The following is a 16,162-nucleotide window of genomic DNA, read 5'->3' on the forward strand; positions in this document are numbered from 1 at the left end:
CTAAGAATCGAGACATTAGGACATGAGTGACGATCTACCGAACGCCGCAGCCGGACCGCGAGGACCAGCATGTCCTGGGGGAGATTCACGCCTTCAGCACCGATCTCGCCGACGTCATGCGGGTGCCCCGGCGCTGGGCCGGCGGCCTGCGCCGCAGCATGCTGGCGCGCGCCATCCAGGGCTCGAACAGCATCGAGGGGTACGAGGTCAGAGTCGACGATGCCGCCGCCGCGCTCGATGACGAAGAGGCACTGAGTGCCGACCAGCAGACGTTCGCGGAGATCAGGGGATATCGGCAGGCGCTGGGGTACGTGCTGGCGATGGCTGGGGACAGGGACTTCAGGCTCGACACGGCCGCAGTACGGGCGATGCATTTCATGATGCTGAGCCACGACTTGTCCAAGAGCCCGGGCAGCTATCGCCAGGGCGTGATCTACGTCCATGACGAGAAGACCGGACAGAACGTCTACGAGGGGCCCGCCGCTGAGGAGGTTCCGGGGTTGGTGGCGGAACTGATGGACGGACTGTCGGCCGACGACGGGTCGGACACCCTGGTACGGGCGGCGATGGCGCACTTGAATCTGGTGCTGATCCACCCGTTCCGCGACGGGAACGGCCGGATGGCGAGGGCACTCCAGACCTTGGTCCTGTCGCAGTGCGGCATCGGGGAGCCGGCCTTCTCCAGTATCGAGGAGTGGCTGGGCAGCAACACGGAGGACTACTACCGGGTTCTCGGCCTGACTGGCGCTGGGAAGTGGAGCCCAGAGCGGTCGGCTGCCCTGTGGGTCAAGTTCAACCTGCGGGCACACCACATCCAGGCGCAGACGGTGGCTCGGCGCTATCAGGAGGCAGGTGAACTGTGGCGGGCCTTCGATCAGTTGGCTGAGCAGTTCAGCCTGCCTGAGCGAGTCGCGGACGAACTGTTCGATGCCAGCTTGGGGTTCCGGATCCGCCGATCGACCTATGTCCGTCGAGCCGATATCGAGCAACGGACCGCCAGCCGGGATCTGGCCCGGCTGACCGAGCTCGGCCTGCTTCAGCCTGTCGGTGAGACGAAGGGCAGGCATTACGTGATGGGTGAGTTGCTCGCCCAGATCCGGCAAGACGTTCTGGCCGGCCGGACGCAACTGCTCGATCCGTATCCCTGGATGCGGAAACACCTGGTGGACGGTGCGCCGCGCTAGCTGTCGGTGCGGTGGGCCAGACTGGCGGGTGTGAGTTCTGTGGTTCGGCGGTGGCGGTCTGGGCGGGTGGTGGATCCGCACAGGGTGATCGGTGGGTTGCGGAAGGGGCCTGGGGATCCGGCGTATGTGTTCGAGGCGGGGCGGCGGACTGTTTGGCGGGCTACTCGTACGCCGGACGGGCCGGTATTGCTGCGGTTGACGCCGTACTCCGCGTTGGGTGAAGTGGAAGCCGAGGCGTGGGGGCCTGGTTCGGGGTGGGCGCTGGATGGCGTGCCTGAGTTGTTGGGGGAGGGCGACAGTTGGGACGGGTTCGAGCCGTTGGCGGAGCATCGGGCGCTGGTTGATGCGGCTCGGCGGTTCTCGGACTTCCGGGTACCGCGGACGCGGGCGGTTTTCGAGGCGATGGCTGCTGCCGGGATCGAGCAGGTGGTGACCGGCAAGGAGGCGTTCGCGGGGTGGCGGATGCTGCTGCGCGAGTACGGCGAACCGGCGCCGGGGCCGGGGTCGCCGGACGGGCGGAAGATGATGGTGCCGCCCGCGCCGGAGGACTGGCGGTTGATTCCGTCGTGGCAGTGGTTGCGTGCGGGCGTCGAGGGCCGGCGGTCGCGGGTGGTGATCACGGCGGCGACCCGGGCTGCGGCATTGGAGCGGACGCTGGAGTTGAGCGACGGAGCTGAGGTCGAGCGGCGGTTGCGGTCGCTGCCTGGCGTGGGCGTGTGGACGGCGGCCGAGGTCCGGCAGCGGGCTCATGGTGACGCCGACGCGTTCTCCTTTGCCGACTATCACGTCTCGCGCAGCGTCTCCTACGCGCTCATCGGCGAGGAACTGGACGACGACGGCTGCGCCGAAGTCATCGAGCCCTACCGAGGCCACCGCTTCCGCGTCCAGGCTCTCCTGGGCCTCGCCGGCATCTCCCACCCTCGCTACGGCCCCCGCAAATCCCTTCCCACCCATACTCCCGGCGCCACCCACCGCCTTCGTTAGCGTTCCTGATCGAAGCCCTCGCTGGTGGCGGGGCGACGGTGGTGACCGAGATGACGTGGATTCGAGCACGCTGGGCGAGGTGTTCGCGGACCCGGCGGAGCTGGCGAAGATGCAGGTGGCGATCGAGACGTTCGCCACGGAGATGCAGAGCCGCGTCAGCCGCTGAAGCACGCCCAGTAGGCCCAGTGGTGGAAGGTGCATGATCTGGGCACTGGGTCGGTAATGACAATTGACGGGGACGGCCTGTACCTGGTGGCCGGCATTGCTCTCTTGGTCGGCGCCGTGCTGCCGCGGCTGCTACGCCGGTACGCGGTCTCGGCGCCGATCGCTTTCCTCAGCGCTGGTTTGCTTCTCGGCGCGTTCGTCGACCGGAGCCACCTGAGTCCGATCGCGGAACCCGAGCTGACCGAGCATCTGGCCGAGCTGACTCTGCTGCTCGCGTTGATGGGCGTCGGTCTGGCCATTGACCGGCCGATCGGATGGCGGCGGTGGAGTACGACGTGGCGGCTTCTCCTCATCGCATTGCCCGCCTGTATCGCTGCCGTCGCCGGTGTCGGCTGGCTGGTCGGACTGGCGCCCGCGACGGCTTTGCTGGTCGGCGCGGTGCTGGCGCCCACCGATCCGGTGCTGGCGTCCGACGTACAGGTGCAGGGGCCTTCGACCGGTGAGGGGGCCGAGCCTGAGGAGGACGACGAGATCCGGCTGGCGCTCACCTCGGAGGCCGGCCTGAACGACGGGCTCGCCTTCCCTTTTGTGTACGCCGCGATTTTCGCCGCCACCAAAGGCGCGGTCGGTGACTGGGGACTCGAGTGGTTCGCCTGGCACCTGATCGGCAAGATGGTGATCGGTGTCGCCATCGGGGTCGGAGCGGGCTGGCTGCTCGGGAAGATGGCCTTCGCGGCGCCGGTGCCGACGCTGCGGCTGTCGAACTTTCGCGAGCCGGTGATGGCTCTGGCGATGACCCTGGGCGTCTACGGGCTTGCGGAAGTGCTGCACGGCTACGGCTTCGTCGCTGTCTTCGTTGCTGCGTTGACGATCCGGGCAGCCGAACGCAGCCACGACTTCCACGGCGAGCTGCACGGATTCCTGGAGCAACTCGAGCACATCTTCACGTGGGGGATCCTGCTGCTGCTCGGAGTGGCCATCACCGGAGGGCTGCTGAAGCCGCTGACCTGGGGAGGGGCCGCGATCGGGCTCCTGCTGGTGCTGGTGATCCGGCCGGTGGTCGCCTGGTTCTCACTGGCCGGTACTCGGCTGCGGCAGTCCGAGCGATGGGTGACGGCCGCGTTCGGAGTACGGGGTGTGGGCTCGGTTTACTACCTGGCTTATGCGGGGTCCGACTTCAGTGCGGATCTGCCGTGGTTGTGGGCGACTGTCGGGTTCTCCGTTGCGCTGAGTGTGCTTGTGCACGGCGTCGCAGCGACTCCGATGATGCGGATGGTCGAGCGGCGGCGGGGGAATTGAACGCCCGGGCCGGAGGTTCGGCGCCGTGCCGGATCGCTCCGGCGGCGGCGATCCCGGCGGCGAAATCCTTCAGTTTCTCGAACATGACTCCATCGTGCGAGTTCCGCTGCCGCGGGAGAAGTGGCGCGGATGACCATGATCGCTAAGATTACGACACATGACGCGGAACGGGCAGGTGGTGCGGGGGCCGACGGTGTCGGTGCTCGCGTACGACGGGATGACCGGGTTCGAGGCCGGCATCGTGATGGAGGTGTTCGGGTTCGTCTGGCCGGACCTCGACCAGCCTTGGTACGAGCTGAAGGTCTGCACCGAGACGCCGGAGCCGATCCGGGTGATCGGTGGCGCGACGATGAGCAGCCCGCACGGGCTGGCCGAGTTCGCCGCGGCCGACACGGTCGTCATCCCGAGCGTCGCCGATCCGCGCGGCCCGACGTCACCGCAACTGACCGAGGCGCTGCAACAAGCTCACGCCCGCGGCGCCCGCATCGTCTCGATCTGCTCAGGCGCCTTCGCGCTCGCCGCCGCCGGCCTCCTGGACGGCCGTCGAGCGACCACGCACTGGCGGTACTCCGAACTGCTCCGTGAGCTCCACCCTGCGGTCCTGGTGGACCCGGAACCGCTCTACACCGACGAGGGTGACGTGCTCACCAGTGCGGGCTGTGCCGCCGGCCTCGACCTCGCGATGCACCTGGTCCGAAAGGACTTCGGCGCGGCCGTGGCCAACGCGGTCGCTCGCCGACTCGTGATCCAGCCATATCGGGCCGGCGGGCAGGCGCAGTACATCGAGTCGCCGGTGCCGCCGGAGCCGGACGACTCCCCGGTCGCCCGGAGTCTCGGGTGGGCGCTGGAGCACCTGGCCGAGCCGATCGGCGTACCGGATCTGGCGCGGGAAGCCGGGTTGTCGCCGCGGACCTACCTGCGGCATTTCGTGCGAGCGACCGGTACTACGCCGGCGAAATGGCTGATCGCCCAGCGCCTGCAGGCGGCGCTGACGATGCTGGAAACCGGGGATGCGCCGGTTGAGGAGATCGCGCTGGCGTCCGGGTTCGCCACCGCGGTGACGATGCGGCACCACTTCGGCAAGGTGCTGCGGACGTCGCCGTCGGCGTACCGGCGGACCTTCCGCGAGAGCGGGCCGGCGGCGGCCGGGAGACGGCTGGCGGCCACGCCTGGGCCGCGCGCGCGCCTGGCGTGAGCTGAGATCGGCTGTCTCGCATGGTGGGAACCGAAGACACATTATGGACCCGATTGGGTAACCTCGGCAGTGCTCATCCAGAGGGACTGAGGGAAACGGCCCGTTGAAGTCCCGGCAACCCTCCCCGTTCGGCGTCTCGATCCGAGGCCTCGGCGGCGGAACGGTGCCAAATCCGTCCTGTGCCGAGATCCGGTCCGGGGAAGATGAGGAGGGAAAACTCCGCCATGAGCCTGAGCACCGCGCCGACCACCCACACCATCCGTGAAGGTGCCTTCGGCAACGGAACGCACCTGAGCTGTCGCGCGTGTGGCGCGAAGTCCGAACTCGGTCCGTTCTACGCCTGTATGGAGTGCTTCGGCCCGCTGGAGGTCGGGTACGAGTTCCCGGCCATCACGCGTGCGCAGATCGAAGCCGGACCCAAGAACATCTGGCGCTACCAGCCACTGCTGCCCGTCCCGGTCGACGTGGCCAGCTTCCCGAACACCGAGCCCGGCTACACCCGGCTGATCGACGCCGGCAACCTGGCCCGCGAGCTCGGCCTGCGCAAGCTGTGGGTGAAGGACGACTCGGGCAACCCGACCCACTCCTTCAAGGACCGGGTCGTCGCGTCCGCCCTGAGCGCCACCCGCGAGCTCGGCATGAAGGTCTTCGCCTGCCCCTCCACCGGTAACCTGGCGAACGCGGTCGCCGCGGCCGCCGCCCGGGCCGGGATCCGCTCGGTCGTGTTCATCCCGCAGGACCTCGAGCGCCCCAAGATCATCACCACCGCCGTGTACGGCGGGACGCTGGTGGCCGTCGAGGGCAACTACGACGACGTCAACAAGCTGGCCTCCGAGATCGCCGGTGAGGAGGAGGGCTGGGCGTTCGTGAACGTCAACGTCCGGCCGTACTACTCCGAAGGCTCCAAGACGCTCGCCTTCGAGATCGCCGAGCAGCTCGGCTGGCGGATCCCGCAGCAGGTGGTGATCCCGGTCGCGTCCGGCTCGCAGCTGACCAAGATCGACAAGGGCTTCACCGAGCTGGGCAAGCTCGGGCTGGTCGACGCGACCGACTACAAGATCTACGGCGCGCAGGCGACCGGGTGCTCGCCGGTGGCGCAGGCGTTCCGCGACGGCCACGACGTGGTGAAGCCGGTCAAGCCGGACACCATCGCGAAGTCGCTGGCGATCGGGAACCCGGCCGACGGGCCGTACGTGCTGGACGTGGCCCGGCGTACCGGCGGCGTGATCGAGGACGTCAGCGACGAAGAAGTTGTCGAGGGCATCCAGTTGCTGGCCCGCACCGAGGGCATCTTCACCGAGACCGCCGGTGGGGTGACGGTCGCGACGCTGAAGAAGCTGATCGAGACCGGCCAGCTCGACCCCGACGCCGAAACCGTCATCATCAACTCCGGCGACGGGCTCAAGACGCTCGACGCCGTGGCCGACCGGGTCGGCCCGAAGGTCACCATCCCCGCGTCGTACGACGCCTTCGTGAAGGCTGGTCTGCAGTGAGCGTCAGCGTCCGTGTCCCGACCATCCTGCGTCCCTACACCCAGGGCGCGTCCGAGGTCTCCGTCGACGGCTCCACCCTGAGCGAGGTGCTGGACTCCCTCGACACGTCGTACCCCGGCATCAAGAGCCGCGTCCTCGACGAGTCGGGCGAACTCCGCCGCTTCGTCAACATCTACGTCGACAACGACGACGTCCGCTTCGCCGAAGGCCTGCAAACCTCCATCAAAGACGGCGGCCAGGTCTCCATCATCCCCGCCGTCGCCGGCGGCTGACAGCCACTCACCAACGGCGAGAACCTCAGCTAGACAGATTTTCTTTTATTTCTAAGCTGTCTGAGGTTCTCGCCGCGCTGATGAGGCGGGAATCCGCCGCTGTGGCGCAGGCAGTCGTCCGCCTGTAAATGCGTGGTGGCCGCGCCGTGGGGTGGAGACGGTGTGGGGGCCCGGGGTGCTCGCTCGCCTGCGGCTCGCATCGAGTGGCGAGGGATGGTTGTCGCCGTCAGCCGGGCTCGCTCGCCTACGGCTCGCATCGGGTGATGCGGGGTTGCTGCCGCTAGCCGGGCTCGCTCGCCTACGGCTCGCATCGGGGAGGCGAGGGATAGTGGTTGTCGCCGCCAGCCGGGCGCGGGCTCGCTCGCCTGCGGCTCGCCTCGCGTGCCGAGGAAGGGTGATTGCCGCCGCCAGCCGGGCTCGCTCGCCTGAGGCTCGCCTCGCGCAACCGCGAGGCGAGCAACCGTAGGTGCATCAGCCGGCAATTGGCGGGCATCGACAAACCCAACAAGGCGGAAGACAAGCCGCGCCAGCGCGGTGGTCTTCCGCCTCATCTCTGCGACGAGAACCTAGGCAAACACAAGAATTTTCTTTGTTTTTAAAGAGTTTTGTTCTTGTGGTTGTCTGTTGCTGGGGTCAGTCGGTGCCGAATTCCATGGCTGCGTTGTCGAGGAGTTCGTCGTCGGGGTTGACCTGGCCTCGGGAGGCGATGGCGTCGGCTCCGCCTTGGGTCATTTCGCCGATCAGGGTGGTGTCGGCGCCGAGGAGTTCGGCGTGGGCTGTGCCGATCATGCCCAGGCCGGCGTACTGCTCCAGCTTGGCGCGGGAGTCGGCGATGTCCAGGTTCCGCATGGTCAGCTGACCGATCCGGTCGACCGGGCCGAACGCGGAGTCTTCGGTGCGCTCCATCGACAGCTTGTCCGGGTGGTAGCTGAACGCCGGGCCGGTGGTGTCGAGGATCGAGTAGTCCTCGCCGCGCCGCAGCCGCAGGGTGACCTCACCGGTGATGGCCGAGCCGACCCACCGCTGCAGCGACTCCCGGATCATCAGCGCCTGCGGGTCGAGCCAGCGGCCTTCGTACATCAGCCGCCCGAGCTTGCGGCCCTCGTTGTGGTACGCCGCGATGGTGTCCTCGTTGTGGATCGCGTTCACCAGCCGCTCGTACGCCGCGTGCAGCAGCGCCATCCCGGGCGCCTCGTAGATGCCGCGGCTCTTCGCCTCGATGATCCGGTTCTCGATCTGGTCCGACATGCCCAGCCCGTGCCGGCCGCCGATCGCGTTGGCCTCCAGTACCAGGTCGACCGCGGAGCCGAACTCCTTGCCGTTGATCGTCACCGGCCGGCCCTGGACGAAGCCGATCGTGACGTCCTCGGTGGCGATCTCGACCTCGGGGTCCCAGAACTTCACGCCCATGATCGGGGTGACGGTCTCCACCCCGGTGTCGAGGTGCTCGAGCGTCTTCGCCTCGTGCGTCGCGCCCCAGATGTTCGCGTCGGTCGAGTACGCCTTCTCGGTGCTGTCCCGGTACGGCAGGTCGTGGGCGAGCAGCCACTCGCTCATCTCCTTCCGACCCCCGAGCTCGGTGACGAAGGCGGCGTCGAGCCACGGCTTGTAGATCCGCAGGTTCGGGTTGGTGAGCAGCCCGTACCGGTAGAACCGCTCGATGTCGTTGCCCTTGAAGGTCGAGCCGTCGCCCCAGATCTGGACGTTGTCCTCGAGCATCGCGCGGACCAGCAGCGTGCCGGTCACCGCCCGGCCCAGCGGGGTGGTGTTGAAGTACGCCCGGCCGCCGGTGCGGATGTGGAACGCGCCGCAGGTCAGTGCGGCCAGGCCCTCCTCGACCAGCGCCGCACGGCAGTCGACCAGCCGCGAGATCTCGGCGCCGTACGCCTTGGCGCGACCGGGGACCGAGTCGATGTCGGGTTCGTCGTACTGGCCGATGTCGGCGGTGTAGGTGCAGGGCACGGCGCCCTTGTCGCGCATCCACGCGACCGCGACCGACGTATCGAGACCCCCGGAGAAGGCGATGCCGACCCGTTCACCGACGGGCAGAGACGTGATGACCTTGGACATGAGAATAAGTATGCACTGCTCTGCATGATCATGCAAACCCAGTGGATAGGATGACCCGATGCGCGCGATCGTGATCGACCAGTACGGCGTACTGCCGGTGGTGCGGGAGGTGCCCGAGCCTGAGGTTCAACCTGGCGGGGTGGTCCTGAAGGTGGAGGCGACCGGGTTGTGCCGGAGCGACTGGCACGGCTGGCAGGGGCACGACCCGGACATCGTCCTGCCGCATGTTCCGGGGCATGAGCTGGCCGGGACCATCGCGGCGGTGGGCTCAGGGGTCTCCGGTTGGGCGGTGGGGGATCGGGTGACGTCGCCCTTCATCTGCGCTTGTGGGACCTGCGAGCAGTGTCGGGAGGGCAACCATCAGGTCTGCCCGAATCAGCTGCAGCCGGGCTTCAACTATTGGGGATCGTTCGCGGAATACGTCGCGCTGCCGTTTGCCGAGGTGAATCTCATCCGGCTGCCGGACGAGCTCGACTTCGGTACCGCGGCGGGGCTGGGGTGCCGCTTCGCTACGTCGTACCGGGCTGTGCGGCAGGTCGGGCGGGTTCAGGCCGGTGAGAGTGTGGTCGTTTTCGGGTGTGGCGGGGTCGGCTTGTCCGCGGTGATGATCGCTGCCGCGCTCGGCGCCAGGGTGATCGCCGTTGACACCAATCCGGGGGCACTGGAGTTGGCCCGCTCGTACGGTGCCGCTGAGGTGGTGCTGTCGTCGGAGGACGTGGTGCCGGAGCTATTGGAGCTGACCGGTGGCGGGGCGCAGGTGACGATCGATGCCCTCGGGTCCGCTGCCATCGTGCAGAACGCGTTGAGAGCTTTGAGACCGCGAGGGCGGCACGTGCAGGTCGGTTTGTTGCCAGGCGCCGTCCAGCTAGACGTGGGCCGGTTGATCGGCCAGGAGCTCGAATGGCTCGGCAGCCACGGCATGCCGGCCCACGCGTACCCCGAAATGCTCGGGCTCGTTGCCTCCGGCAACCTCGCCCCCGCTGAGTTGGTCGCCCGGACGATCACGCTGGAGGAGGCGCCGGCAGCGCTCGCCGCGCTGAGCGACGGCACCCCGCCGGGCATCACCGTCATCAACCCCTGAGCGACGGCAACCATCCATCAACCCCTGAGTGACGGCACGCCACCCGGCATCACCGTCATCAACCCCTGAGCGCGGCACTCGAGCGATCGCCGCAGCCTTCACCTACCCGATCGCCGAGGCTCCCCTCACCGGCCACCTGAGGGGTCAACCCCTCAGGTGGTGGGTTGCCACCCCGGAATCTGAGGTGGCAACCCACCATCTCGGGGGTCAACCCCCGAGATGCCGGCGCATCGGCCTCGGGTGGGTCGGGCTAGAGACGGATCAGGTAGACCGTTGGGGGGCGGCCGGTTCGGCCGTGTTGTTGGCTGCCTATGGGGTCGGCGAGGCCGGCTCGTTCGAGGCGTTTGAGGACTCGGCGTGCTGTGCGCAGTTGTACTGCGAGGTGCTCGGCGACGTCCTGGGTGGTCAGGCCGTCGGGGAGGGTGGCGACCAGTTCGCGCATGCGGGAGAGCGTCTGGGTGTTGAGGCCGACGCGGCGGGCCAGCAGGGGAAGGGATTCCGGGCCACGGTCGACGGTCCGGTGGTCCTGGTCGCTGGACGGTTCGATGACGATCTCGACGTCGTCCGACATGGAGACCACACCGGCCACCGGCCCCATCGACGCGGCGCGGCTGACGGCGCGGCGGGCCAGTGCCTCGGCCTCGGCCGCAGTACGGCCGACTCCGAAGCCGACGCGGGCCGTAGCGTGCCGGGCCGCCAGGGCGTCGAGCAGCGGCATCCGGCTGAACTGCTCGGTGGCTTGCTCGAGTAGGCCGCGGGTGGTGACGACCAGATTCCGACCGTCAGGCAGTACTGCGAGGCTGCCGCCGAGCGTGATCAGGTCGCGTGCCAGCGCGTCATCCGGCTCGGGCAACTCGATGACGCCCAGCGCGACCTGCGCATCGCCGACGTGCTGGCCGGTGGTGGTGAGGACGAGAGCCTGCAGGGTCGACTGGATCGAGTACCGCGAGGGCGCGAGCCGCACCGACGGCATCTCGTTCTCCAGCAGGTGGAAGGCCGAGCCGAGACAGCTGATCGCGACCTTGGTGTCGTGCTGCTCCTGCGCGTTGCGGTGGAAGGTGACGATGTCGTCCGAGGTGAGACCCGCGCGGTACGGCAGCACGTGGATGTCGTCGGTGGGGAGCTTGGCTTCGATCAGCGTCTCGAACACCTCGCTGCGGCGCAGGGTGTCGATCGACAACCGGGTCACGTCGTGGCCGAGGCGGAGCAGTTCGACCAGGGCGCGCAGCAGCGTGGCGCCGTCGTACGAGACGTACATCGCCGGGCGGTCGATCACGCCGGCCTCGGTGGCGATCGTGAACGGTACGACGCCGGTGAAGAGGATCGCGTCCACCTGCTCACGGACCTGCTCGACCAGCGCGACGGCCTCCGTCTCGTGCCGGTAGGGCAGTGGGACCAGCGTCGCCGGGTGGCTCGCAGTACCGACGGCGAGGACGCGCTGGACCAGGTCCTCCGGGCCGATGATCCCGACGCTGATCACTGCGGTGTGCTCCTCATTGGGTCCCCGAGATGGTCGTTTTCGCCCCAGGTCGGCGCCGGACGTTCTTGTGGTCCGGCCCTCAAATCGCACTTTAGCGCACGGCTTGCGCGATCCGAGGCAACCCTTGACGCCATCTGACGCCGTCTCCTAGGTTTCGGTCAAGACCTAAATTGCTGCAATCTCGGGGAGCCGCTCATGTCTGGAGCTCCAGTACGCCGTACGCCGCTGCCCGGGGTGCTCGAACCGGCCGGGCGAACCATCGGCGCCGAGGAGCGCGCGGCCGTCTTGCGGGTGCTCGACTCGGCGGTGCTCTGCAGCACCTTCGGCGGCGAAACCCGAGCGCTGGAAGCCGAGATGGAGTCGCTCTACGGGCGATCGGCGGTCGCGTGCAGCTCGGGTACTGCGGCGCTGCACCTGGCGGTCGCGGCTGTGCGGTTCGAACCGGGCGACGAGGTGATCACCACGCCGATCTCCGACTTCGGGACGGTCGGGCCGATCCTGGCGCAGAACGGCGTACCGGTGTTTGCTGATGTCGATCCGGCGACGGGGAATCTGGATCCGGCGGCGGTGGAGGCAGCGATCACGCCGCGGACGAAGGCGATCATCGCAGTACATCTCTTCGGAGCCGCCGCGGACGTGGTGGCGCTGCGGGAGATTGCGGACCGGCACGGGCTGATGCTGATCGAGGACTGTGCGCAGGCGTGGCTCGGTACTACGGCCGAGGGTGCGTTGCTGGGGACGTTCGGGGACATTGCGTGCTTCAGCTTGCAGCAGTACAAGCACATCACCACCGGCGATGGCGGGCTGGCGATCACGGCTGATCCTGAGCTGGCCGCGCGGATGCGGCTCTTCCTGGACAAAGGCTGGGACCGTGCGGGTGGGCGCGTGCATCTGATCCTCGGCCTGAACTACCGGATGACCGAGCTGACCGCTGCCGTCGCGCGGGCCCAGCTGACCAAGGTCGGCGCGGTGGTGGAGCGACGGCAGGAGCGCGCCGCGCAACTGGTCGAGGCGCTGGCGGGATCCACCCACTCGCTCCCCGGCCTTCCGAATGTCGGGCTGCCGGCGCTGCCGGGGCATGCGTTCTGGCTCTTCCCGCTGATCGTTGCCGGGGATAACAAGCGCTGGGCGGACGGGATGGCGGCGGAAGGAATCCCGGTGTCGGCCGGGTACCTGGACCGGCCGCTCTACGCGAACCCCGTCTTCAGCGGACCGGTCTACGGGACGTCGAGGTATCCGCTGGATCGCGACTACCCGGCCGGCCTCTGCCCGAATGCCGAGCGGCTGATCGAGCACACCCTCGTAGTGTTGCCCTGGAACGAGGGCTACACGAAGACCGACGTACTGGATATCGCCCGAGCGATCCGGAGAGTGCATGACGACGGCTGACTGGCTGACCTGGTCCCCCGAAGAGGAGATCGGGTACGACGCCGACACCCTCTTCGGCGGCTGGCCGTCCCATCCCACCGACACCGACGCTGCCGGACTCCGCGCGCACCTGACCCACTCGCGCATCCGTAAAGCGCTGGCCATCTCCACGCGCGGCGCGCTCTTCGACGCTCCCAGTGGCAACGCGGAGACCATCGCAGCGGCCGGCGACGGGCTGGTCCCGGTCGGGACGGTCGATCTGCGGGATGCCGTGGGCGCCAGTGAGCAGTTGGATGCTCTGGTGGAGCAGGGAGTTCGGTGCCTGCGACTGTTCACGGTGCAGCAAGGGGTGCACGGTGACACACCGTCGTACCGGGCAGTCGTGGCGGCTGCGATCGAGCGGCGGATGGTGTTGCTGCAGGACGGGGACCCGCGAACGTTCGGCCCGCTGCTGGCCGGTCAGGGTGCCGAGGTCGTCTTCCTGGATCTTCATGTGTACCTGCTCGGCGATTTCGTCCTGATGGCCAGGAGCGAGCCCGGGTTCAAGGCGACTACGCGGATGTTGTCCAGTCCGGACGGGATTGAGCGGGTGGTGGGGAGTCTGGGGGCGGCGCACCTGGTGTTCGGGTCGCGGACTCCGTTCATGGATGTTTCGCCGCAGACGTTGCGGTTGCGGTACGCGCGGATCACGGCCGAGGAGCGGGCGTTGATTGCTGGGGGCAACCTCAGGGAGCTGGTTGGCTGATGCGGATCATCGATGTGCACGGGCACTGGGGGTCTTGGCCGTTTCACCTGGACGTGGGGGATGTCGCGCTCAACCTCGAGTTGATGGATCGATACGGGATCGACGTGCAGATCGTGTCCGCGGCCGAGGCGGTGGTGTACGACGCGGTGGCGGGGAATGCGAAGTTGGCTGAGGTGTTGCAGGAGCAGCCGCGGCTGTTCGGGTACGCCGTGGTGAATGCCAATCGGCTGGAGCGCAGCGCTGAGGATCTCAGGGATTGCCTCACCACGGAAAGGTTCGTGGGGGCGAAGATTCATACGACTTATCCAGGGGTGCCGATCGGGTCGCCGTTGATGGCGGAGACGTTCGACATGCTGGATGAGGTGGGGGTGCCGTTGTTGCTGCACACCTGGGGAGACGACGTCGCCAGACTTCCGGAGATGTTGGAGAGCCGGCCCAATCTCAAGGTGATCGCCGGCCATGCGGGTGGGGATGCTTGGCGGGAGGCGGCTAAGGCGGCGGCGGAGTGTGATCGGCTCTATCTGGAGCATTGCCGCACGGTGACCGATGCCGGTCGCATCGCCTACGCCCGCGCCCAAGGCGTACCCATGGAACAGTTCCTCTTCGGCACCGATTCGACGTTGATCGATCCGTGTATCTCCCTCGGCGTCATCCGCGACGCGGGTTTCACCGAAGCCGAACTCGAGCAGGTGCTGTCCGGCAATGCGGAGAGATTGTTCAGAGGCTTTCCAGGCAGCGGATGACCCGATCGCGTTCAGCAGCAGCTAAGGCGGGGCCGTAGGGGTCGTGAGCCGCTGCCTCGGGGAGTAGGCCTTCCCACACCGCTGCCCAGAGCATGCGTTGCACGTAGCCCTCAATCGGAGCGTAGAAGGTGGCTGCGGCAAAGCGGTCCAACCGCTCCGAGGCCGTCAGGAAGGCGGTGTGGTCGCCGGAGGTCCATGCTCGTAGTACTGCGGCCGACAGCTCCACCTGCGCCGCGGCGATCCCGACCAGTGCGGTGTCGGCCCCCCACATCATCGACGGCCCGTACATCCGGTCCTCGCCGGTGATCAACAGCTTGCCCGTACTACGCCCCGCCCAGACCGCGTCCTGGCAGTCGATGGCGCGGTCCAGCGTTGCCGTCTTCACCCCGAGCATCTCTGGGAGCGACAGCAACTCCTTGATCAACGCGGGCGGATACGGATACCCACCAGCCTCGCCATGCAAGTAGAAGCCGACCAGCGGCAGCCCACTCTCCGCGGCCACTCGCTGATGCAGCCGCACAGCCGCAGCCGAGCCGTCAGGCAACGAGCCGTACGCCGCCAGCGGATAGACCATCACCGCATCAGCCCCGAGCCCTGCTGCGCTGACAGCCATAGCCACAGTGGCGTCCTCCGCCTCCTGCAAGCTCCCAGCCCCAGTACTACGAGGCACCCCAACCCCTGCGACCAAAGGAGCTCTAGTGGCAGCACGCCAGGTAGCCAGCACCTTCCCGCGATCCGCCTCGCTCAGGTAGAGCCCCCGGCCGGTATGAGCCCACACAGCCACCCCACCGATCGGCTCGCCTGCAATAGCGGAGGCGTAGGACTCCAGAGCCTCGTAAGCCACCACACCCAAGCTGTCCATCGGCGTGACGACAGCAGGAAGCAACGTGCCGCGCAGCTTCTCGACAAGCGGATGCATCAGAGGTCGTGCCCCAGTCCCGGCCGGGTAGGCACCTCAACCCAGCCGTTGACGTCACTGAAGGTCTTGGGAGCCAGCGGCTCCTCACGGACGAGTAGCGGCCCCACTAGGTCAGCCGGGACAGTAGCGCCCGGTACTGCGGCCGCCAGGTGCACCGCCGCGAGTGTCGCCACCCCCAGCTCCGGCATGGACCCCACCTTGACAGCAAGCCCAGCTGCCTCGGCCACATGGGCTATCTGCAAAGCGCGATGCAGTCCACCCACCTTGAGGATCTTGATGTTCAGTACGTCGGCCGCACCCCGCCGTACGATCTCCAGGGCGTCCTGCAGCGACTGCATGCTCTCGTCGACCATCAGGCGCAGGTCGAGCCGCTCTCGGAGCCGCACGAGCCCTGCCAGGTCCCAGCGCGGTAGCGGCTGCTCTACAAGCGCCAGACCGGCGTCAGCCATCTTGGAGAGCACCGGAAGCGCAGTAGCGGCGTCATAGCCTTCATTAGCGTCCAGGCACAGCTCTGCCCCCGGCGGGAGCGCGGCAAGAACCGCACGGACCAGTTCGATGTCTCTGGCCGGGTCCTGGCCACCCTTGACCTTCAGGTGGCGGAACCCGCGCTCTGCGTACTCCGCGGCTTCCGCAGCCATCTCGTCCAGCGTGCCGAGCCCAACCACCCAGGCCGTCTCCACCCGCGAGCGGATGCTGCCACCCAGCAGGACATGGACCGGCCAGCCACTGAGCTGCCCGGCCAGGTCGTACAGGGCGATGTCGAGCCCGGACTTGGCCACATGCTGCCCGCGCAGCGCCGTGTCCATCACCAGGTGCGCACCGGCCCGGTCGAGCGGGTCGTGGCCGATCAGGGCCGGCGCGAGGTGCTCCTCGATCGCCGTGGTGACACCGGCCAGCGTTTCCCCTGTGTACGCCGTCATCGGTGACGTCTCCCCGATGCCGATCACCCCGTCGGTCGTCTCGACCTCCACCACCAGGCTGACCAGCTCGTTGCTCACCCCACTGCTGATCCGGAACGGTCGCCGGTACGCCGCGCGCACCACCCGGGTCCGGATCCGGGCGATCGAGCCGGCGGCCGCGGCGGCCGGCAGTCCCACAGGCTGCGATTGCGATGCGACACTCACGAAATCTGCTCCTTGGGGTCGCGCCACACGAGGAAAGCAT

14 protein-coding genes and 1 riboswitch are annotated in these 16,162 nt (G+C 67.9%); of the genes, 10 read left to right on the forward strand and 4 right to left on the reverse strand.

Features of this window, described 5'->3' with window-relative positions; all coding sequences use genetic code 11:
* Nucleotides 1–26: 26 nt before the first annotated feature.
* The 6 genes from ACQPYM_RS06530 to ACQPYM_RS06555 all read left to right on the forward strand — a co-directional run bounded on the left by ACQPYM_RS06530 (nucleotide 27) and on the right by ACQPYM_RS06555 (nucleotide 6,592).
* Nucleotides 27–1,184 (forward strand): Fic family protein, encoded by a 1,158-nt coding sequence (locus tag ACQPYM_RS06530; protein WP_433016351.1) that lies wholly within the window; start codon nucleotides 27–29, stop codon nucleotides 1,182–1,184.
* A gap of 30 nt (nucleotides 1,185–1,214) precedes the next feature.
* Nucleotides 1,215–2,168: a DNA-3-methyladenine glycosylase family protein gene (locus ACQPYM_RS06535; RefSeq protein ID WP_433016354.1), complete on the forward strand. Its 954-nt coding sequence runs from the start codon at nucleotides 1,215–1,217 to the stop codon at nucleotides 2,166–2,168.
* 222 nt (nucleotides 2,169–2,390) lie between these two features.
* Nucleotides 2,391–3,632, forward strand: coding sequence for a cation:proton antiporter (locus ACQPYM_RS06540; RefSeq protein ID WP_433016357.1), 1,242 nt, complete (start codon nucleotides 2,391–2,393; stop codon nucleotides 3,630–3,632).
* 157 nt (nucleotides 3,633–3,789) lie between these two features.
* The gene (locus ACQPYM_RS06545; RefSeq protein ID WP_433016360.1) at nucleotides 3,790–4,827 is read left to right on the forward strand and encodes a helix-turn-helix domain-containing protein; all 1,038 of its coding nucleotides are present in this window, start codon (nucleotides 3,790–3,792) and stop codon (nucleotides 4,825–4,827) included.
* Nucleotides 4,828–4,897: 70 nt separating this feature from the next.
* Nucleotides 4,898–5,037, forward strand: a riboswitch (SAM riboswitch).
* A 14-nt stretch (nucleotides 5,038–5,051) separates the two neighbouring features.
* Nucleotides 5,052–6,320: a threonine synthase gene (thrC, locus tag ACQPYM_RS06550; RefSeq protein ID WP_433016363.1), complete on the forward strand. Its 1,269-nt coding sequence runs from the start codon at nucleotides 5,052–5,054 to the stop codon at nucleotides 6,318–6,320.
* Complete coding sequence (locus ACQPYM_RS06555; RefSeq protein WP_433016366.1) at nucleotides 6,317–6,592, forward strand: ubiquitin-like small modifier protein 1; 276 nt, start codon at nucleotides 6,317–6,319, stop codon at nucleotides 6,590–6,592. The genes thrC and ACQPYM_RS06555 overlap by 4 nt, the downstream gene beginning before the upstream one ends.
* 633 nt (nucleotides 6,593–7,225) lie before the next feature.
* Here ACQPYM_RS06555 and argG read toward each other — a convergent pair.
* Nucleotides 7,226–8,662, reverse strand: a complete 1,437-nt coding sequence (argG, locus tag ACQPYM_RS06560; protein ID WP_360284251.1) for an argininosuccinate synthase — start codon at nucleotides 8,660–8,662, stop codon at nucleotides 7,226–7,228.
* A 58-nt stretch (nucleotides 8,663–8,720) separates the two neighbouring features.
* Between argG and ACQPYM_RS06565 the strand changes: the two genes are divergently transcribed.
* Nucleotides 8,721–9,743 (forward strand): zinc-dependent alcohol dehydrogenase family protein, encoded by a 1,023-nt coding sequence (locus tag ACQPYM_RS06565; protein ID WP_433016369.1) that lies wholly within the window; start codon nucleotides 8,721–8,723, stop codon nucleotides 9,741–9,743.
* Between the two features lie 250 nt (nucleotides 9,744–9,993).
* Here ACQPYM_RS06565 and ACQPYM_RS06570 read toward each other — a convergent pair whose 3' ends face one another.
* Nucleotides 9,994–11,223, reverse strand: a complete 1,230-nt coding sequence (locus ACQPYM_RS06570) for a helix-turn-helix domain-containing protein (protein WP_433016372.1) — start codon at nucleotides 11,221–11,223, stop codon at nucleotides 9,994–9,996.
* A gap of 195 nt (nucleotides 11,224–11,418) precedes the next feature.
* On the opposite strand from ACQPYM_RS06570, the gene ACQPYM_RS06575 reads away from it, so the two are divergent.
* The 3 genes from ACQPYM_RS06575 to ACQPYM_RS06585 are packed head-to-tail and all read left to right on the forward strand — an operon-like array spanning nucleotide 11,419 to nucleotide 14,079.
* On the forward strand, nucleotides 11,419–12,612 hold the full coding sequence (locus ACQPYM_RS06575; RefSeq protein ID WP_433016375.1) for a DegT/DnrJ/EryC1/StrS family aminotransferase: 1,194 nt from the start codon (nucleotides 11,419–11,421) through the stop codon (nucleotides 12,610–12,612).
* Nucleotides 12,599–13,336, forward strand: coding sequence for a hypothetical protein (locus ACQPYM_RS06580; protein WP_433016378.1), 738 nt, complete (start codon nucleotides 12,599–12,601; stop codon nucleotides 13,334–13,336). Before ACQPYM_RS06575 ends, ACQPYM_RS06580 begins: the two co-directional genes overlap by 14 nt.
* Nucleotides 13,336–14,079 carry an amidohydrolase family protein gene (locus tag ACQPYM_RS06585; RefSeq protein ID WP_433016380.1) on the forward strand — a complete coding sequence of 248 codons (744 nt, stop codon included), beginning with the start codon at nucleotides 13,336–13,338 and terminating at the stop codon, nucleotides 14,077–14,079. The genes ACQPYM_RS06580 and ACQPYM_RS06585 overlap by 1 nt, the downstream gene beginning before the upstream one ends.
* On the opposite strand, the gene ACQPYM_RS06590 is transcribed toward ACQPYM_RS06585, so the two are convergent.
* Both ACQPYM_RS06590 and ACQPYM_RS06595 read right to left on the reverse strand, forming a co-directional pair.
* Nucleotides 14,054–14,998 (reverse strand): dihydrodipicolinate synthase family protein, encoded by a 945-nt coding sequence (locus ACQPYM_RS06590; protein WP_433016383.1) that lies wholly within the window; start codon nucleotides 14,996–14,998, stop codon nucleotides 14,054–14,056. The genes ACQPYM_RS06585 and ACQPYM_RS06590 overlap by 26 nt on opposite strands.
* Nucleotides 14,998–16,122: a mandelate racemase/muconate lactonizing enzyme family protein gene (locus tag ACQPYM_RS06595; RefSeq protein ID WP_433016386.1), complete on the reverse strand. Its 1,125-nt coding sequence runs from the start codon at nucleotides 16,120–16,122 to the stop codon at nucleotides 14,998–15,000. The genes ACQPYM_RS06590 and ACQPYM_RS06595 overlap by 1 nt, the downstream gene beginning before the upstream one ends.
* Between the last annotated feature and the right edge of the window lie 40 nt (nucleotides 16,123–16,162).

It is taken from the genome of Kribbella sp. CA-294648, assembly GCF_050943845.1.
Lineage (GTDB): Bacteria > Actinomycetota > Actinomycetes > Propionibacteriales > Kribbellaceae > Kribbella.